The following is an 18622-nucleotide window of genomic DNA, read 5'->3' on the forward strand; positions in this document are numbered from 1 at the left end:
TGACGTCGAGGCCTGGTAGAACCGTGTCTCCTTTTCCATTCCGAGAATGCGAATCGCCTCCAGCAGACGCAGCACGCCGACGGCATCGGCATTGGCGGTGTATTCGGCGCTCTCGAAACTGACCGCGACGTGGCTTTGCGCGGCAAGATTGTAGATCTCGGTCGGCCGGATCTGCTGCACCAGGCGGATCAGATTGGTGGAATCGGTCATGTCGCCGTAGTGCATCAGGAACGGCACGTTGCCCTCGTGGGGGTCCTGGTAAAGGTGATCGACGCGCGCGGTGTTGAATGAAGACGAGCGCCGCTTGATCCCGTGCACGGTGTAACCGAGGCCGAGCAGATATTCGGCGAGATATGCGCCGTCCTGCCCGGTAACGCCGGTGATTAGCGCAACGCGCCTTTTCGAATCCTGAGTTGCCATGTCGTCTCCAGAGAGCGCGAAAACTGCGCGATCCCGAACCGGGTCGGTCTGTAGCATCCGCCCCGGGGCAAGTCTAATGCCATAGTCGTTTGAAATCAGCGATTTAGGAACAGGAAGATGCGGCTGCGCCACCCGGGACGGGGATCATTCCCCGTAGTGGCGCAACCGCTCGAGGTCGATGATGGTGACCCCGCCATATTCGAGCCGGAGCAACCCCTCCTTCTCCAATCGCTTTAGGCACTGGTTGGCGTTCTGGCGGGAGATGCCCGACAGCGCACCAATCTCCTCCTGGGTAATCTCCAGGTGCAGCGTGAGGTCGGGGTAGAGAATCGGATTGAACAACGAGGCGATCGAACGCGCCAGCCGTGCGGTTGCATCCAGCGTGCGGCCATATTCGAGCAACGCGATGAACTGGCCAAGCCGCTCGTTGAGCTGGCCGACCAGAAAACGGTTGAAGCCGACGCTGTTCTCGAACAGCCATACGAACGTCCGGCGATCCATCATCGCCAGTCGCGTGTCGCGCAGCGCTACCACGTCGTAGCGCCGCGGCTCGTTCTTCAGCACGGTGCCCTCGCCGAACCATGCGCCGGCCGTGAGACCGGCGAAACTCGCGGCCTTGCCGCCGCGCGACACGATACCCATGCGCGCCAGGCCAGTGACGATGCCGGTCCAGTACTGGAAATTGTCGCCGCGCATGAAGATGAATTCGTTGGCACGATAGGACTTCTCCGAGATGCCGGCGCGTGCGATCTCGATTTCCTTCTCGGTCAGTTCACGCGACCAGGCCGCGATGCGCTTCAGGTAATCAACAGCAATCATGACGCTTTCGACGGCACCCCAAACCAATCATATTGCACCGCAGCAACACCGTATTGCGCAGGAACCGGCGGCGCCGAATGCCAACGAAATTTCCTGACCAATTGTCGGGCACATGACATTTCAATCTATCGCTTTCCCTTATTGAGAGCCACCTCGCGCAGCGCCGCGGACGATCCCAAGGGACCGGCAATGGCGGGCGAAAGAGGCCGGGCTTTGCAGGGTGCGGCGTTACCGCGCATGTGGCCGCCAGTCGGAGTGAGCGCTTGGGACCAGGCATCATTAGTCGGATGGCCTACCCGCAAGGGCCCATGTAGGATTGGTGGAAGATCGGGGCGGTTGTTTTGAACGAAAGATAAAGAGCGCGCCAAGCGCCGTATCTGGAGGGAACAGGGTGGCTTACAGTCTGGAGGTGCGCGGGGTCTCGCTGCGCTTTGGTGGCGTCCGCGCGCTGACCGAAGTGAGCTTTGGCGTGAATCAGGGCGAGCTGTTCTCGATCATCGGCCCGAACGGCGCCGGCAAGACCTCGATCGTTAACTGCATTTCCGGCCGCTATAAGCCGACCGAAGGCCACCTCTTTTATGGCGGCAAGGACATCACGGGCCTCAATCCGAATGCCCGGCCCGCGCTCGGCATCGGCCGGACCTTCCAGAATCTCGCGCTCTTCCACCACATGAGCGTGCTCGACAACATCATGGTCGGCCGCCACCACCTGCTGAAGAACAACTTCATCACGGGATCGCTGTACTGGCTGACCGGCGCGCGCCGTGAGGAGCTCGAGCACCGCCGCAAGGTCGAGGAGATCATCGACTTCCTCGATCTGCAGTCGGTACGCAAGGCGACCGCCGGCACGCTGCCCTACGGCCTGCGTAAGCGGGTCGAGCTCGCCCGTGCCATGGCGCTGGAGCCGCAGTTGATCCTGCTCGACGAGCCGATGGCCGGCATGAACTTCGAAGAAAAGGAGGACATGGCGCGCTACATCGTCGACCTAAACGAAGAGTTCGGCATGACAGTGATGATGATCGAGCACGACATGGGTGTCGTGATGGACATCTCCCACCGCGTCATGGTGCTGGATTTCGGCCGCAAGATCGCCGAGGGCGATCCGGCCGCGGTGCTCGCCGATCCCCATGTCAAGCGCGCTTACCTCGGTGAAGAGGACGAGCTGCTGGTCGATCCTGACGACAAGCCCGCGGTGACGGAGAGTGCCGCATGATGGACTATGCCGGACGCGCCGCGCAGGCCGACACTTTCCCCAAGATCCTGCGGCTCAACGCCAGGGAACACGGCAACGAGATCGCACTGCGCGAAAAGGACCTCGGGCTGTGGCGCGAATTCACCTGGAACGACTATCAGATGCGGACCCGTGATTTCGCCCTCGGCATGGTCGAACTCGGGCTCGGCCGCGCCGACGTCATCGGCATCATCGGCGACAACCGGCCGGACTGGGTCGCCGCTGAAATCGCTGCCCATGCGATCGGTGCAATGAGCCTCGGCCTCTATCGCGACGTGCTGGACGAGGAAGCCGCCTATCTCCTGACCTACGGCGAAGCCAGGCTTGTCTTCGCCGAGGACGAGGAACAGGTCGACAAGCTGCTCGGCCTCGCCGACCGCGTGCCCAACCTCAAGCACATCGTCTACTCGGACCCGCGCGGCATGCGGAAATACGACGATCCGCGGCTGATGGAAGCGAGCATGCTCGCCGCCATGGGCCGCGACCGAGCCGCACGCGAGCCGGGTCTCTATGACAGGCTCGTCGACGCAACCAGGGGCGAGGATGTCGCGATCCTCTGCACGACCTCGGGCACCACGGCCAATCCGAAGCTCGCGATGCTCGCCGCAGGCCGCGTGCTGCGCCACTGCGCGACCTATCTCGCCTTCGATCCCAAGGGCCCGTACGACGAGTATGTGTCGGTGCTGCCGCTGCCCTGGATCATGGAGCAAGTCTACGCGCTCGGCAAAGGGCTGCTCAGCCGGATGAAGGTCAACTTCGTCGAAGAGCCCGACACCATGATGAACGACTTCCGCGAGATCGCGCCCACCTTTGTGCTGTTCGCACCGCGGGTCTGGGAATCGATCGCCGCCGACGTCCGCGCGGGCGTGATGGATGCGTCGCCGCTCAAGCAGAAGCTCTACGAACTCGGCATGAGGACCGGGCTTGCGGCGCTTGCCGAACGCAAGCACTCGATGTTCGCCGACAAGGTCCTGTTCCGCGCGCTGCGCGACCGCCTCGGCTTCACGCGGTTGCGCTCGGCCGCAACCGGCGGTGCGGCGCTCGGGCCCGACACGTTCAAATTCTTCCAGGCGATGGGCGTGCCGCTGCGCACGCTGTACGGCCAGACCGAGCTGCTCGGCGCCTACACGCTGCACCCCGAAGGCAAGGTCGACCCCGATACGACCGGCATTCCGATGGCCGACAGCATCGAGATCAGGATCGACAACCCCGACATCAACGGCGTCGGCGAGATCGTGGTGCGCCACCCCAACATGTTCCTCGGCTACTACAAGAACCCCGAGGCTTCCACGGCCGACATCAAGGACGGCTGGATGTATTCGGGCGACGCTGGCTACTACAATGACAACCGGCAGCTCGTCGTGATCGACCGCATCAAGGATCTCGCCGAGACCTCGCGCGGCGACCGCTTCTCGCCGCAATTTATCGAGAACAAGCTGAAGTTCTCGCCCTATGTCGCCGAGGCTGTCGTGCTTGGGGCCGGCCGCGATGCGCTGGCCTCCATGATCTGCATCCGCTACTCGATCATCTCGAAATGGGCGGAGAAGAACCGCATCTCGTTCACGACCTACAGCGATCTCTCCTCGCGTCCCGAGGTCTATGCACTGCTCAGGAAGGAAGTCGAGACGGTCAACGCCACGCTGCCGCCGGCACAGCGCATTTCGCGCTTCCTGCTGCTCTACAAGGAGCTCGATGCCGATGACGGCGAGCTGACCCGCACCCGAAAGGTCCGCCGCGGCGTCATCAACGAGAAATACGCCGGCATCATCGACGCGATCTATCGCGGCGACGCCAACATCCCCGTCGACACCGTGATCCGCTTCCAGGACGGCACGACGCAGCGGGTGCGCACCAATCTGCAGGTCGTCGAGCTCGGCCGCGCGGTGACCGCGGAGGCTGCGGAATGACGTGTTCGATGCCCGCATATTCGGTCGTCAAGCGCGGGCTTGACCCGCGCAGCCATCCCCTTCGCAAAGAAGGTCTTCTTGCGCGATGGATCGCCGGGTCAAGCCCGGCGAAGACGAACCGCAAACTTGGCAACACCCCATGAACGCCCAATTCCTGCTCCAGCTCATCGTCAACGGCCTCGTGGTCGGCACGCTCTATGGCGTGGTCGCGATGTCGTTCGTATTGATCTACAAGGCGACGCAGGTCGTGAACTTCGCCCAAGGCGAGCTGCTGCTGATCGGCGCCTGGGTGTGCTGGGCGCTGCTTACCAAGTATCAATTGCCGTTCTGGATCGGCATGCCGATCACCCTGGTGTTCATGTTCATCTTCGGCATCGCGATCCAGGTCGTGATCCTGCGTCCGATGATCGGTGAGCCCATCATCTCGGTCATCATGGTGACGATCGGCCTGTCGACGGTGTTCCAGGCCGCACTGAAGTGGATCTTCGGCGTCAACCCGCAGCCCTTCCCGCGCGTGTTCGAGAGCCAGTCGGTCAACCTGTTCGGCCTGCAGATCCAGACCGTCTATGTGATGAGTCTCGTGGTGTCGCTCGCCATGATGTTCGGCATGGCCTGGTTCTTCCGAGCCTCGAAATACGGCCTGGCCATGCGTGCCACCGCCTTCAACCAGCAGGTCGCGCAGTCGCTCGGCATTTCCGTGAAAAGCGTGTTCGCGATGGCCTGGGCGATCTCGGCCACGGTCTCGGCGGTCGCCGGCGTCGTCGTCGCCGTCGTCAACGGCGTGTCGTCGGGTCTGTCCGCGTACGGCATCAAGGTGTTTCCGGCCGCGATCCTCGGCGGCCTCGACTCGGTCGGCGGCGCCGTGCTCGGCGGCATCATCATCGGGCTCTTGGAGAACGTCGCCCAATATGTCGACAGCCAATACCTGCACTGGGGCAATCTTTACGAGATCGCGCCGTTCTACGTCTTGATCATCATCCTGATGATCAAGCCCTACGGTCTGTTCGGCACCAAGGATATTGAACGAGTTTAGGCATGATCGCCGAAAAGTGGAAACCGGTTTTCGGTAACGATCATGCCCAGACAAAAATGGGCGTGACAATGACTTCACTCCGGCAGGGAGTACACTAGAGCCCCCATGGCAACGCGCACCCTCATCCCGTCCGGCGACTTCCGCACCACCTACGCGGCGGACACGACCATCTTCCCGACCGCCACCAGCCGCAATTTCGCGATTGCCGGCGTTGCCCTGGCCTGCCTCGCGCCGATGCTGCTGAGCAATTACTGGCTCAGCGTATCGATCCAGATCGGCATCTTTGCGATCGCGGCGCTCGGCCTCAACGTGCTCGTCGGCTTCACTGGTCAAATCTCGATCGGCCACGCCGCATTCTTCCTGTTCGGCGCCTTCACCTCGGCCTACATCTCCAACAACGCGCCGATCCCGGTGTTCTTCGCGATCCCCCTCGCAGGCCTAATCACCGCGCTGGTCGGGCTGATCTTCGGCGTGCCGGCGGCACGGCTGAAAGGGCTCTACCTCGTCATCGCAACGCTTGCCGCGCAGTACATCCTGCTCGACTTCTTCTCGCGCGCCGAATGGTTCTCCGGCGGCTCGGTGCCGGCGAGCGCCGAGCCGTTCTCGATCTTCGGCTACACGCTCCGCGGCGACCGGCAATATTTCTACGTCGTGCTCGCCTATGTGGTGGTCAGCTATCTTCTCGTCACCAACCTGATGCGCACACGCGACGGCCGCGCGCTGGTCGCGATCCGCGACCATTATCTCTCCGCCGAGATCATGGGCATCAACCTCACCAAATATCGCACGCTCTCGTTCGGCCTGGCGGCGTTCTTCGCCGGTATCGCCGGCGCGCTGTATGCGCACTACCAGCTGGTCGTGTCGCAGGAGGGCTTTGGCATCGAGCGCTCCGTGCTGTTCCTCGCCATGGTCATCATCGGCGGCACCGGCTCGGTCATGGGCACCCTGATGGGAACGGCGTTCGTGGTGCTGCTGCCGGAATCGATGGAATGGCTGAGCGCCTGGCTGAAGGGCGGCGCCGTCGACAAGGTGCTGCAGCTCAACAACAATATTACCTTCCTGCGCGAGATCGCAATCGGCCTGATCATCATCGGCTTCCTGATGTTCGAGCCGGACGGGCTCGCGCATCGCTGGCGGCAGATCAAGGCTTACTGGAAACTCTACCCGTTCTCGCATTGAGGCCGGGATCGACCAAATCAGCATCAACGAATAACAGGAGGAAAAACATGACGATTAGATCCCTTTTGGGCACCGCCTCGCTGGCGCTTCTGATCGGCGGCATGTCCGCCGCGGCGCAGGCCCAAATCGCGGTCGGCCATCTCGCCGATTATTCCGGCGCGACCTCGGACGTCGGAACACCCTATGGCCAGGCCGTGGCCGACACTTTTGCCTGGATCAACAAGAACGGCGGCATCGGCGGCAAGCAAGTCAACATCGACACCAACGATTACGGCTATCAGGTGCCGCGCGCGGTCGCGCTGTACAAGAAATGGTCCGGCGGCGAGAAGGTCGCGGCGATCATGGGCTGGGGCACCGCGGACACCGAAGCGCTGACCGGCTTCGTCGCCCAGGACAAGATCCCGTATGTTTCCGCTTCCTATGCGGCGGCGCTGACCGACCCCGAAGGCACCAGCGGCAAGGCCAAACCCGCGCCGTACAACTTCTTCTACGGCCCGAGCTACTCCGACGCGATGCGGGCGCTGGTGACCTGGGCGGCGGAGGACTGGAAGGCCAAGGGCAAAAGCGGCAAACCGAAATTCGTCCACATGGGCGGCAACCATCCGTATCCAAACGCGCCGAAGGCGGCCGGTGAAGCGCTGGCGACCGAGCTCGGCTTCGAAGTGCTGCCGCCGATCGTGTTCGCGCTGACGCCCGGCGACTACTCGGCACAGTGCCTGAGCCTGAAGAGCTCCGGCGCCAACTATGCCTATCTCGGCAACACCGCAGCCTCCAACATCTCGGTGCTGAAGGCCTGTAAGACCGCCGGCGTCGACGTGCAGTTCCTTGGCAATGTCTGGGGCATGGACGAGAACGCTGCCAAGACCGCTGCCGACGCCGCTGACGGCGTCGTGTTCCCCCTGCGCACCGCGGTAACCTGGGGCGGCAACGCGCCCGGCATGAAGGCGGTGATGGAAATCTCGAAGATGTCGGACGCGAGCGGCAGCGCTTATCGCCCGGTGCACTACATCGCCGGCGTTTGCAGTGCGCTCTACGCCAGGGAAGCGCTCGACTGGGCTGCCAAGAACGGCGGCGCCACCGGCGAGAACGTCGCCAAGGGCTTTTACCAAAAGAAGGACTGGGTGCCGGCCGGCATGGAAGGTGTCTGCAACGCGTCGACCTGGACCGACAAGGACCACCGCGGCACCCTCAAGGTTGATCTCTACCGCATGAAGGTTGCCGGTTCGACCGATGGCGACCTCAACGATCTCATGAGCAAGGGTACGATCAAGCTCGAAAAGGTGAAGACGGTAGACCTGCCGCGCAAGCCGGAATGGCTTGGGTGGTGAACTCGTAATCGAGAAGTCGTCATCCCCCGCGAAAGCGGGGAATCCAGCACGCCGCGGCTCATCGCGTGAACGCTGGCGCCTCTGGAATACTGGGTCACCCGCCTTCGCGGGTGACGACAGTGGAGAGTGATCCGGACCATGACCCAAACCCTCGAAGCAACCCGCGCCGTGCCGACGGCTGTGCCGCCGCCACCTCTCCTTGCCGTCAACAACATCGAGGTCGTCTATGATGACGTCATCCTGGTGCTGCGCGGCCTGAGCCTCGAAGTGCCAAAAGGGGCTATCGTCGCGCTGCTCGGCGCCAACGGCGCCGGCAAGTCGACGACGCTGAAGGCGATCTCGGGCCTGCTCAAGACCGAGGACGGGGAAGTCACGCGCGGCGCGATCCTGTTCGAGGGCCAGCGCATCAACGGCATCGACCCCGACAAGATCGTCCGCCACGGCATCTTCCAGGTGATGGAGGGCCGCCGCATCGTGGCCGACATGACGTCGCTGGAGAATTTGCGGCTCGGTGCTTTCACGCGCCGGGACAACGAGGTCTCCGCCGACATCGACATGGTGTTCAAATATTTCCCGCGCCTGAAGGAGCGCACCGGGCTTGCCGGCTATCTCTCCGGCGGCGAGCAGCAGATGCTGGCGATCGGCCGCGCGCTGATGGCGCGCCCGAAGATGATCCTGATGGACGAACCCTCGATGGGGCTGTCGCCGCTGCTCGTGAAGGAGGTGTTCGCGATCATCAAGGAGATCAACCGCGACCTCGGCGTCACCATTCTGCTGGTCGAGCAGAATGCACGCGCGGCGCTCTCGGTCGCGAGCCACGGCTACATCATGGAGCAGGGCAAGGTCGTGCTCGACGGTTCCGCCGACGCGTTGCGCGACAATGAGGACGTCAAGGAATTCTATCTCGGCGGCGCCGGCGACCAGCGCAAGAGCTTCAAGAACCTGAAAAGCTTCAAGCGGCGCAAGCGCTGGCTGTGAGGCCACATGACGTTCTCAGGCGACATGGCGACCAGGTCGCGCGAACGAACGTGCCAAATCAAAGGGGTGGCCCTAGCCGAGCACCTGCTCTGCTTCCGCGACCGCACAGAGAACATGATAGAACGACGACGCAGGGATGGTGGCAACCAGCGACGTACCGTCGCTTTCGAACTGGTCGTACCAGCCGCCTGCCACGGGATGGCTGAGATAGTGCCGTTCGAGGCGCGCCAGCGCCGCGCGCGCTTCGTCCGCGGCACCCGTCTCGCCCGACTCGGCCTGCGCGATCCACGCCTTTGCGAGCTCGGTCTGCGGCCACAGCCGCCGCGAATGACGGCGGATGTTGCCCTCGGTATCGCCCTCGTCGACCAGCAGGCCGGTTGCTTCGTCGCGATAGCGCAGCGCCGATGCCAAGAGCTCGCCGCGCGGCCGCCCGGTCGGGCATCCGGTGATGCGCTCGAATCCCTTCAGCAGCCACGCCCACTCCGCCTGGTGGCCGGGCTCGACGCTGACCGGCATGATCTTCGACCAGTCCTCCTCGAAATATTCGCCGAGCAGGCGCGTCTGCTTGTCGTAGAGATTGGCGAGAAACAGCGCGAAGAACTCACCGGCACGGTTCTGGAACGACAGATCGTGGGTGGCGTCGAAGCAGGCGATCATCGCCTCGAACAGATGCATTTGCGGGTTCTGCCGCCGCGGCATCGCGGGCGGCAGCCCTTCGAGGAAGCCGCCATGCGACGAGCGCAACTGTGTGTCGAGGAACGACAACAGCGCGTCGATTTCGGCGCGGACCTGCGCGTCACGATCGAGGCCGTAGACGGTCGCGAGCGCGAGCAGCACGAAGGCGAGGTCGTAGGTGTCGCGCAGCGGATCGAGCACGGTGCCCTCGGGCGTCAGCGCATGGACAAAGCCCGGCCGACCATCCGGCGCCTTCGCCTTGGCAAGCAGGTATTCGAGCCCTTTCAGCGCAATCGCGCGCCCTTCCGGATACCAACCCATCTGCGCCGCCTTGGCGTAGCAATAGATCTGGCGCGCCTGCACGAACACGCGGCGCGGCGCGGCGGGATCGGCGCTCCCATCCTGATTCAGGCGGTCGATGAAGCCGCCGGCCACGCCGTCCCAGCCCACGGTCGCCCACAGCGGCAGCGCCTGGTCGATCAGGCGGCGCTTCAATCTTGCGACGACGTCGGCCGCTTCGTCCGCCGTGGCGCCCTGCGCTTCAGCCATCGTACTTCCTGGAACAATCCCGCTACCCGCGGTCGCCGTCTGATAGCACGCGCAAGGCGCCGTGCAACCCGCGCGCCCCTCCCGAAGGACCCACCATGACCGAACATTACGACGCCCTTGAAACGCGTGATCCGGCCGAGCGGGAGGCGGCGCTGTTCGCCCGCCTCCCAGACGCCCTGCGGAAGGCCATGGAGGCGCCGGCCTATGCCGAGCGCCTCCGGGGCATCGATCCGGCTTCCATCACCAGCCGGGCCGCTCTGGCGCGCCTGCCGGTGCTCCGAAAATCGGAACTGCCTACCCTGCACAAGGCCGCCCCTCCCTTTGGTGGCTTCGTGGCCGACCAGCCTGGGTCGTTCGCCCGCCTGTTCACCTCGCCCGGGCCGATCTTCGAGCCCGAGGGCAGGCAGGCGGACCCCTGGCGGGGCGCGCGGGCCCTGTTTGCGGCCGGTTTCCGGCCCGGCGACGTCGTGCTGAATACGTTTAGCTACCATCTTACCCCCGGCGGCTTCATCTTCGACGCCTCGGCGCGCGCGCTGGGCTGCGCGGTGATCCCGGCCGGCCCCGGCAATACCGAGCAGCAATTCGAGCTGATCGAGGCCTACCGCCCGGTCGGCTACAGCGGCACGCCGGATTTCCTGAAGATCCTGCTCGATGCCGCAGCCAGCGCCGGCCGGGATATCTCATCCTTCAAGCGCGCTCTGGTATCGGGCGCGGCATTCCCGAAATCGCTGCAGGAGGAGGTGAAGTCGCGCGGCGTCGACGCCTATCAGGCCTTCGGCACCGCCGACCTAGGCATGATCGCGTTCGAAACGCCGGCGCGCGACGGGATGACGGTCAATGAGGATCTGATCCTCGAAATCGTCAAGCCCGGCACAGGCGAACCGGTCACGCCTGGAGATGTCGGCGAGATCGTCGTCACCTCGCTCGATCCGCACCATCCCTGGATCCGCCTGGCCCTCGGCGATCTGACCGCGGCGATGCCGGGCGCAAGCCCGTGCGGCCGCACCAACATGCGGATCAAGGGCTGGATGGGCCGCGCCGACCAGACCACCAAGGTCAAGGGCATGTTCGTCCGCCCCGAGCAGATCGCCGAGATCGGCAAGCGTCATCCTGAACTCGGACGGCTGCGCCTGGTCGTCACACGCGCACGCGAGACCGACGTGATGACGCTGAAGGCGGAGGCCGCGGCCGCCAGCGAGGCGCTACGTGACAGCATCGCTGCGAGCCTACGCGCGGTGACCAAGCTCGGCGGCAACGTCGAACTGGTCGGCGCAGGCGTACTCCCGAACGACGGCAAGGTCATTTCGGACGAGCGTTAGGCTTTTCGTCTAGAACTTGCGGACGAGGTCCATCACCTCGTCCTGCTGCTGACGTGTAATTTCCGCGAACATCGGCAATGAGAGAATCTGGCCCTGATCGCGATACACATTCGGGAACTGTTCCGGGCGGTGACCGAACCGCGCATAGGCTGCGAGGAACGGCAGCGCGGTCGGATAGTTGATCGCGGTCTGCACGCCACTGGCGTTCAGATGCGCCGCCAGCGCATCGCGACGCGGATGCCGGATCGTATAGAGATGGTAGACGTGGCTGCGCGTCGGGGCGACCTCGGGTGCCGTGACATCCTCGATCTGGTTGAGGCCAGCGTCATAGACCGTCGCCGCGTGCTGACGCGCTTCCGTCCAGGCAGCGAGATGGGGCAACTTGGCCGACAAGATCGCCGCCTGCATGCCGTCGAGACGGCTGTTGATGCCCTCGATGTGGTGCTGGTGCTTCACGAGGCCACCGTGGCGCGCCAGCATGATCATGTGCTTCGCGAGATCAGCATCATTGGTGACAACCGCACCGCCATCACCCATCGCGCCGAGATTCTTGCCGGGATAGAATGAGTAGGTCGCAGCCTCGCCGAACGTTCCGACCATGCGGCCCTTGTAGCGCGCGAGATGCGCCTGGGCGCAGTCCTCGATCACCCAAAGCTTGTGCTTGTTCGCGATCGCCATGATCGCGTCCATATCGGCGGGTTGGCCATAGAGGTGGACCGGTATGATGCCAACGGTGCCCGGCGTGATCGCCGCCTCGATCGCTGCCGGATCGATCGTGAACGTCACACCATCAGTGTCGCAGAACACCACGGTGGCCCCGGAATGGGTAATCATCGCCGAGGTCGAGATCCACGAATGCGCCGTGGTGATTACCTCGTCACCCGGCCTCACCTTCAGCGCCCTCAACGCAAGATAGATCGCATCGGTGCCGTTGGCGCAGGAGACGCAATGCGCGACTTCCGCGGCCTCGGCGAACTCCCGCTCGAAGGCGTCGACATAGCTGCCGCGGATGAAGGCATTGTCGCGGATCACTCCGGCAATCGCGCGGTCGATTTCGCCCTTGATGGTCTGATACTGTAGCTGCAGATCAGCAAACGGCACCGGCATCGATCGTCCCCTATTGGCTTGTCAACAGGCGGCGCGCCGGATTGCCGGCATAGGTGCCCGGCGTGGTGATGTCTTTGGTCACCACCGACCCTGCACCGATGACGACGTCGTCGGCAATTCTGACCGGCATGATCGTGGCGTTGGAGCCGATCGAGACCCGATTGCCGATCACGGTCTCGCGCCACAGCTCCTTGCGCCCGCGCGCTGGGCCCCCGGTGGAAAATGTGTCGTTGACGAACATCACGCCATGGCCGACGAAGCAGTCCTCGCCGATCGTCACCAGCTCGCAGATAAAGGCGTGCGATTGCACCCGGCTGCGCGCGCCGATCACGACCCCCTTCTGGATTTCGGTGAACGGGCCGACGAAGCAATCATCGCCGATCTTGCAGCCGTAGAGATTGCAAGGCTCGACGATCTTGACCCCTGCGCCGAAATCGACGTCGCGAACGCGCGCTTGGTGCACCTCAGGCCGGTTCACGATACGGCACCCAACCGGCTCAGCCGTGGCATGAACCGCAGTGGCACTTCAGCGCCTGTCTCAATCGATTCATAGAGCGCGGAGATCAGTTCCAGGCTCTTGCGCCCCTCGAGCCCGTCGACCAGCGCCGCGCGCTGATTCACCAGGCAATCGACCACGTGGCGATAGTAGGCCTGATGGCCAAAGCCGTAGACGTTGGGCGGATTGACCGAGAACTTCTCGACGACGTCCTTGTCCGACGGCAGTTCGTCGACAAAACGCCAATGCCGGATCTGATTCACGGCGAAGCCGGAGATTTCGACAGTACCTTTCTCGCCCAGGATCGACAGCGAGCCCTCCAGGTCGGTTGGGCGCGCGGCGGTGGTGGCCTCGATAATCCCGAGCGCGCCGTTACGGAACTTCAGCGTTGCGACGGCCGTGTCCTCGGTCTCGATTTTTGCCAGCGCAGTGGTTGCACGCGCGTGAACGCTCACGACGTCGCCGAAGAACCACTCCAACATGTCGACGTGGTGGCTCGCCTGGTTGGTCAGCACGCCGCCGTCATAGGCCCAGGTACCGCGCCAGTCGTCCTGGTCGTAGTAGGCCTGATCGCGACACCAGCGCACGCGCACCGTGCCGAGGATGAGCTTGCCGAACCGGCCCGCATCGAGCGCTTCACGCGCCTTGACCACCGGCACATTGAAGCGGTTCTGCTTGACGATAAACATCTTGACGCCAGCCTCGTCACAGGCCCGGATCATGTCGTCGGCGTCTTGCAGCCGCAGCGCCATCGGCTTTTCGACGACGACGTGCTTGCCTGCCCTGGCGCAGGCGATCACGTGCGCAGGGTGCATGCCGCTCGGCGTAAGCACTGCGACGACGTCGATGTCCTTGCGCGCAAGGAACTCATCCATGTCGTAATGCGCCGGAACTCCGAACTTGCCGGCGATCGCATCGGCGCGCGCGCGAATTTGATCGCATACCGCCACAAGGCTCGCGCCCTCGATGTGATTGCCGCCCAGCAGATCGGAGTGGCGCTTGGCGATACGCCCGCAACCGAGAAGGCCAAATCTTATCATGCGGTCCCTGATCAAATGACGGGCGTTCGATAGGGTGACAGCTGGGACCGGCAACCTACCGTGGGGATCGACCTATACAGAAGAAAACCGCTACAGATCAAGGTATTCCGGGTCTCGCTGGCGGAGCAGCTCCGGGAATCTGCGGCGCGCTCTGCCGCTATCGTGGCCGCGACGACCGCATTACTTCCTGCGCGAGGCAGACGAAATCCGCCACAAACGCCTTGACGCGCTCCTCGACGTTGTCCTGGAGATCGCGGACGACCATGGGGCCGGCACACTCCATGGCCTCCGACATGTGATCGGCCAGTGCTTTTGGATCGTTCGTAGCGAAATATCGTGCGGTGCCCTCGGTCTGCTCGCGGTGGACGTCGATGTCGGACAGGATCATCGGAGCACCGAACGATTTGGCCTCTTCCACCGTCGTGCTCCATCCTTCGAACTCCGAGGGATTGATGAGCGCCACGGACGTGCGCAACAGGGCATAGACATGATCCAGCGGAATCATGCCGAGATGGCGGAAGCTGGTATCCAAACCCCGCGCCCTCACCTGTCTCATTGTGTCTTCGAAATAGTTAGGCTCACGCGGATCGAGAGTGCTGCCGGACGCCGCAACGACGGCGTCGGATCCACGGCTCTTTAGGATCGCAAGCGCATCGATGACGGTGCGATGGTTCTTGTGGCGCCAAAATTGGTTGGGGAGGTAGAAATACCTTGCCGGCAGATTGTATTGCGCCACGACCCCGCGCGGATCTGTCGCCAGAAGTGCGGCGGGAGGCTCAGTTGCGAACCGGACCACCGACACCCTGCTTGTGGGCTCTCGATAAAACCGCCGCAGGTCCTGCAGCGCGCTCGCGCTGCTCAGCATCACGTGGCGGCCGGAGGCGATCTGAACCCGAAAGCCGAGATCGCGCCGCAAGCGCGCGGTTCTGGAAAAAAGATACGGCAGCCGGCGGTGCTGAAAATCGGGGAACCATGCGATCGCCGGCACCGGCAAACGCCAACCAAAGAAGCGCGCCGACTCAAACACCAGGTCGATACGGTGCCCGCGGAACTCCGCCGCAACCGGCCCGTCGATTCCCAATGCCAACGCTCTTAGAAGTCCTTTGTCCGCGTAGTCAAACGCGGGCGAGCGGACAACCTCCACATCCGGAATGCTTGCGAAGGCAGCGATCTCGTCGGGCGCATCGTTGATTCCAGCAAACAGCACCGGCACGATGACGCCCGGATGATGCCGGTTCAGCGCCAAAAAGAGATTGTGCAGGTAATTGTGCCCACCAGCCCAGAGCCGGCGCGGAATATTGATGAACGCAACCCGCAATGGAGCGCGATCAGCCACGCGCCTGTCCCTTATACCATGCCACGTAGTCGGCAAGACCGCGGTCAAGCGGAATCCGCCAATCGAAACTCATTCGACGCAGGCTCGCATCGTCGGCCAGCAAGCTCACGGGATCGCCGGGCCGGGCGACACCGGAGTAGCGCACAACCGTACTGCTCCCCCAATGCTTGATCAGGCCGTCCGCAATCTCTGCCACGCTGGCTCCTTGGCCGGATCCGCCATTGATGGCGCGAAAACCTTGCTGCGGAGAGGACTCGGCGACACTGGCCAACAATCTCGCGACGTCGCGAACATCAGTCCAATCGCGGATTTCAGCACCCGTTCCACCGAGATTGAGCGATCGCTGATCGGTCGCGAGCCTCGAGCAGATGTCCCAGAGCAGTTGTTTGCGCAGATCGGGTCCATAAACCGAGAATAGCCGCACGACCGTACAACGAATGCCGAAGGAGTGGGCGTAGCTCCGGCACACCTGCTCCATCATCAGCTTGTGCTGGCCATAGGGCGACATCGGAGTCGGCACGGCGGTCTCCGGAATCGGGCCGACGTGATCGGCGCCATAGACGGCTGCGCTTGACGCCACAACCAGGAGACAGTTTGGCGCGAAGCCGCGCAGCCACTCAAGCAATCGCGCGGTACTCGCGACAGTACGGGAAAAATCTTCGAACGGCCGCTCGATCGACAGGCCGACGGACGATCCGCCGGCAAGATGAAAGACCCGCGACGGCGGCCCGTGCGCTGCCGCTAGGGCGTTCAGGTTGGCCGCGTCAATCTCGCCGTTGATCCAGGTCTGCAAGCCGAGGCGACGCGCGTCGATATGGTCGAGCGCGCCGTGACCGACACCATGGACTGTCTGCCCCGCCCCAGCCAGTTCGCGGACGAGATGGCGGCCGATGAACCCGTTCGCTCCGGTGATCCAAATCGACATGGCTCAAGCCTTGTGACAGACAAACGAGTAAAGCCGGCCCGGTCGATGGTCGAAACGCTCGGCTATCGAGAGGAGCGAGACGAAGACGCGGCGTGACGCCAGCGCAGCCCGCCACACCGGCCCAACCGGAACTTTTTGCGTCAACTTCGCCACGACCGCAGCTCTCAGCGTCTCGAGTGTATGGGGAAACAGGTTGATGGGACTTTGCAGTGGCGCAAGCGTGTCGACCGCGGAGAATCCGGCGCCCGTCAGGGCGCCGGTGTAGCGATCGAGAAGAAAGGCGTGCTCACCTCCGTAAAGGTGATGCAGCGGATGCAGGGCGAGGAATTGCGGGAGGTCGGCCTCCTTGCTGATCACGTGTTCGCGTACCGCGACCAACATGCCGCCGGGCCGCAGCACGCGGAACATCTCCCGGCACGCGCCGTCGAGATCGCGCGTGTGATGCAGCACGGCACGAGCGAAAACGAGGTCGAATGTCGCGTCGGCGAAGGGCAGCCGCTCGGAGAACTCCTCGACCACCCCGATCGGCAGCTGCACCTGTGCCGCCAGGTCGCGGATTGCCGCCGCACCTACGATCGGGCTTGCATCTGGTTCGAGTGCCGTGACCGTAAATCCGGTGCGGGCGAGCGCATAACTCGCGATGCCGCGCCCGGCCCCGACGTCAAGCGCGGCGCCCGTTCGGCCTTTGAGGAGCGCGGCGATCGCCTGCCATTCCGTGCTTTGAAAATAGCGCTCGGCAGCTCCCGTTATGGGATCGTCGTAGAAGGCATCGAGCACGAGCTGGCGCTGGTCCGGCTGAGTGCGCAGCCAGACTACGGCCTCCTCCCAGGTGGTGAATTTGCGCTCACCGCTCATCGGGCTCGAGCTCCCTCACCAGCGCGGCCGGATTACCCGCCACGATGGAAAATGCCGGAACATCCTTGGTCACGACAGCGCCGGCCGCCACGACGGCTCCCTGCCCCACCGTCACGCCGCGCAAAACCATTGCGCCGGCACCAATCCAGGCATCATCGCAGATTCGGACCGGGCTCTCATCAAGCGAGATTTCGCGTGGATGCCCCTGCGTGAAGATCTGCTGGATCTGCCGATGCCGCTCCGCCGCGCGCAGCGGATGCGTGAGGTTGTCGAAAAGATTCGCCGAATGCGAGATCAGGACGCGGTTTCCGATCTCGATCAAGGCGGCCGACCAGATCCTGGTGCCCTCCCCGACGTAGCACCATTCGCCGATCTTGATCTCTCCGCCATGCGCGAACGTCAGCAGCTCGCCAAGGATGCGGCTGTTCCGGCCGACGACGATCTTTTCAGAAATGCCCCGGATATTTCTGATCCTGGCACTGCGGCCGAGCACGGCGTCCGCCTGCAGTCGACAGGTCGGGCGGCCGATCAGTCGCTGAATCAGGTAATCGACATTCATGCCGTCAACTGGAGGCAGGCCACGGCGCGCGACGATGCGGCCAGGTCGTCGCTCCATCCCTTGCCGGTATGAACGTCATAAATGGTGGCATCCGCAAGCGTCTCGGCGCTCTGCCGCGACCAACCATTCCGCGTGTAACCGAAATAGTCGACATCACACGTCATCGGGCCGAACGCCTCGATGATCCTTTGGACCATCGCCGAATCAAACACCTGATACCAGCCGAGATTGTCACGCTTGCCAAACGGCACCGAGATGAAGCAAACGCCGCCGGGCTTGAGGATGCGCTTGAACTCCTTTACCGCCGGAACGAAGCCGTCCTGATCGGATTCCGCATCCCGCGCATCACCAGTGTAGAGCATCTGATTATCAAGACCGATATGCTCAATCGTCGAAATGCTGGCGATCGTGTCGAAGACATGATCACCAAAAATGGTTCTCCTGAGATCTCCGTACACATAGGAATAGCCGTCGCGCCAATAGCATCTCTTCTCTGGCGCCAGCGTCATGATTGTGAGATCTGCGCCGTGCAACGGAGCGCGCTGCAAAAGGAAATCGTGATTGAACGTCGACCCCGCATCCAGCATCTTGCCGACATTTTTCAGTCGTGAGCACACCCAGGGGTACTCCACGACACGTTCGTCCATGGCGATCCCGTAGCCCTCCGGCAATTCTTTCCCGGCTTGAAGCAGGCCTGCATCAATGGCCGAAGTGATGATGCCGCGCTTGACCGTCTGATAGCCGGGGCTGAACGGGCGCGGCCGCAGCTTGAACAGTGGCACCGCAAGACCGTCGGCCAACCACTTCAGCTGGTAGATCAACTCACCCGAATACATCATCAACACTCGATCGCTGGCCGCTTGCCC

General features: G+C 63.3%; 18 protein-coding genes. 7 read left to right on the top strand and 11 right to left on the bottom strand.

What is annotated here, in order from left to right:
• A partial coding sequence (locus ACFFWD_RS22460) for a GDP-mannose 4,6-dehydratase (RefSeq protein ID WP_376968667.1) occupies positions 1–420 on the bottom strand: 420 nt, incomplete at its 3' end.
• Between the two features lie 144 nt (positions 421–564).
• Positions 565–1239, bottom strand: a complete 675-nt coding sequence (locus ACFFWD_RS22465) for a Crp/Fnr family transcriptional regulator (RefSeq protein WP_376968668.1) — start codon at positions 1237–1239, stop codon at positions 565–567.
• A 391-nt stretch (positions 1240–1630) separates the two neighbouring features.
• Between ACFFWD_RS22465 and ACFFWD_RS22470 the strand changes: the two genes are divergently transcribed.
• The 6 genes from ACFFWD_RS22470 to ACFFWD_RS22495 all read left to right on the top strand — a co-directional run bounded on the left by ACFFWD_RS22470 (position 1631) and on the right by ACFFWD_RS22495 (position 8895).
• Positions 1631–2452, top strand: coding sequence for an ABC transporter ATP-binding protein (locus ACFFWD_RS22470; RefSeq protein ID WP_376968669.1), 822 nt, complete (start codon positions 1631–1633; stop codon positions 2450–2452).
• A complete protein-coding gene (locus ACFFWD_RS22475; RefSeq protein ID WP_376968670.1) occupies positions 2449–4377 on the top strand; it encodes a long-chain fatty acid--CoA ligase in 1929 nt (642 codons plus the stop codon). The genes ACFFWD_RS22470 and ACFFWD_RS22475 overlap by 4 nt, the downstream gene beginning before the upstream one ends.
• Before the next feature lie 139 nt (positions 4378–4516).
• Positions 4517–5410 carry a branched-chain amino acid ABC transporter permease gene (locus ACFFWD_RS22480; protein WP_376968671.1) on the top strand — a complete coding sequence of 298 codons (894 nt, stop codon included), beginning with the start codon at positions 4517–4519 and terminating at the stop codon, positions 5408–5410.
• A 105-nt stretch (positions 5411–5515) separates the two neighbouring features.
• Entirely contained in the window at positions 5516–6589 is a 1074-nt protein-coding gene (locus ACFFWD_RS22485; protein WP_376968672.1) for a branched-chain amino acid ABC transporter permease, read from the top strand.
• A gap of 47 nt (positions 6590–6636) precedes the next feature.
• Positions 6637–7917, top strand: a complete 1281-nt coding sequence (locus ACFFWD_RS22490; protein WP_376968673.1) for an ABC transporter substrate-binding protein — start codon at positions 6637–6639, stop codon at positions 7915–7917.
• 138 nt (positions 7918–8055) lie between these two features.
• Positions 8056–8895: an ABC transporter ATP-binding protein gene (locus ACFFWD_RS22495; protein WP_376968674.1), complete on the top strand. Its 840-nt coding sequence runs from the start codon at positions 8056–8058 to the stop codon at positions 8893–8895.
• Between the two features lie 72 nt (positions 8896–8967).
• Here the strand turns inward: ACFFWD_RS22495 and ACFFWD_RS22500 are convergent, their stop codons facing one another.
• A complete protein-coding gene (locus tag ACFFWD_RS22500) occupies positions 8968–10119 on the bottom strand; it encodes an AGE family epimerase/isomerase (RefSeq protein ID WP_376968675.1) in 1152 nt (383 codons plus the stop codon).
• A gap of 95 nt (positions 10120–10214) precedes the next feature.
• On the opposite strand from ACFFWD_RS22500, the gene ACFFWD_RS22505 reads away from it, so the two are divergent.
• On the top strand, positions 10215–11438 hold the full coding sequence (locus ACFFWD_RS22505; RefSeq protein WP_376968676.1) for a phenylacetate--CoA ligase family protein: 1224 nt from the start codon (positions 10215–10217) through the stop codon (positions 11436–11438).
• A 9-nt stretch (positions 11439–11447) separates the two neighbouring features.
• On the opposite strand, the gene ACFFWD_RS22510 is transcribed toward ACFFWD_RS22505, so the two are convergent.
• From ACFFWD_RS22510 to ACFFWD_RS22545, 8 genes are all read right to left on the bottom strand, one after another.
• Positions 11448–12545: a DegT/DnrJ/EryC1/StrS family aminotransferase gene (locus ACFFWD_RS22510; protein ID WP_376968677.1), complete on the bottom strand. Its 1098-nt coding sequence runs from the start codon at positions 12543–12545 to the stop codon at positions 11448–11450.
• Between the two features lie 10 nt (positions 12546–12555).
• Positions 12556–13023, bottom strand: coding sequence for an acyltransferase (locus tag ACFFWD_RS22515; protein WP_376968678.1), 468 nt, complete (start codon positions 13021–13023; stop codon positions 12556–12558).
• Entirely contained in the window at positions 13020–14081 is a 1062-nt protein-coding gene (locus ACFFWD_RS22520) for a Gfo/Idh/MocA family protein (protein ID WP_376968679.1), read from the bottom strand. Before ACFFWD_RS22520 ends, ACFFWD_RS22515 begins: the two co-directional genes overlap by 4 nt.
• Positions 14082–14238: 157 nt before the next feature.
• Positions 14239–15417, bottom strand: a complete 1179-nt coding sequence (locus tag ACFFWD_RS22525; protein ID WP_376968680.1) for a glycosyltransferase family 4 protein — start codon at positions 15415–15417, stop codon at positions 14239–14241.
• On the bottom strand, positions 15410–16342 hold the full coding sequence (locus tag ACFFWD_RS22530) for an NAD-dependent epimerase/dehydratase family protein (protein WP_376968681.1): 933 nt from the start codon (positions 16340–16342) through the stop codon (positions 15410–15412). The genes ACFFWD_RS22525 and ACFFWD_RS22530 overlap by 8 nt, the downstream gene beginning before the upstream one ends.
• Positions 16343–16345: 3 nt before the next feature.
• Positions 16346–17119, bottom strand: a complete 774-nt coding sequence (locus tag ACFFWD_RS22535) for a class I SAM-dependent methyltransferase (RefSeq protein WP_376968682.1) — start codon at positions 17117–17119, stop codon at positions 16346–16348.
• A 67-nt stretch (positions 17120–17186) separates the two neighbouring features.
• Positions 17187–17756 carry an acyltransferase gene (locus tag ACFFWD_RS22540; RefSeq protein WP_376968683.1) on the bottom strand — a complete coding sequence of 190 codons (570 nt, stop codon included), beginning with the start codon at positions 17754–17756 and terminating at the stop codon, positions 17187–17189.
• The gene (locus ACFFWD_RS22545) at positions 17753–18595 is read right to left on the bottom strand and encodes a methyltransferase domain-containing protein (RefSeq protein WP_376968684.1); all 843 of its coding nucleotides are present in this window, start codon (positions 18593–18595) and stop codon (positions 17753–17755) included. Before ACFFWD_RS22545 ends, ACFFWD_RS22540 begins: the two co-directional genes overlap by 4 nt.
• Between the last annotated feature and the right edge of the window lie 27 nt (positions 18596–18622).

The sequence above is a fragment of the Bradyrhizobium erythrophlei genome (genome assembly GCF_042430365.1).
Lineage (GTDB): Bacteria > Pseudomonadota > Alphaproteobacteria > Rhizobiales > Xanthobacteraceae > Bradyrhizobium > Bradyrhizobium erythrophlei.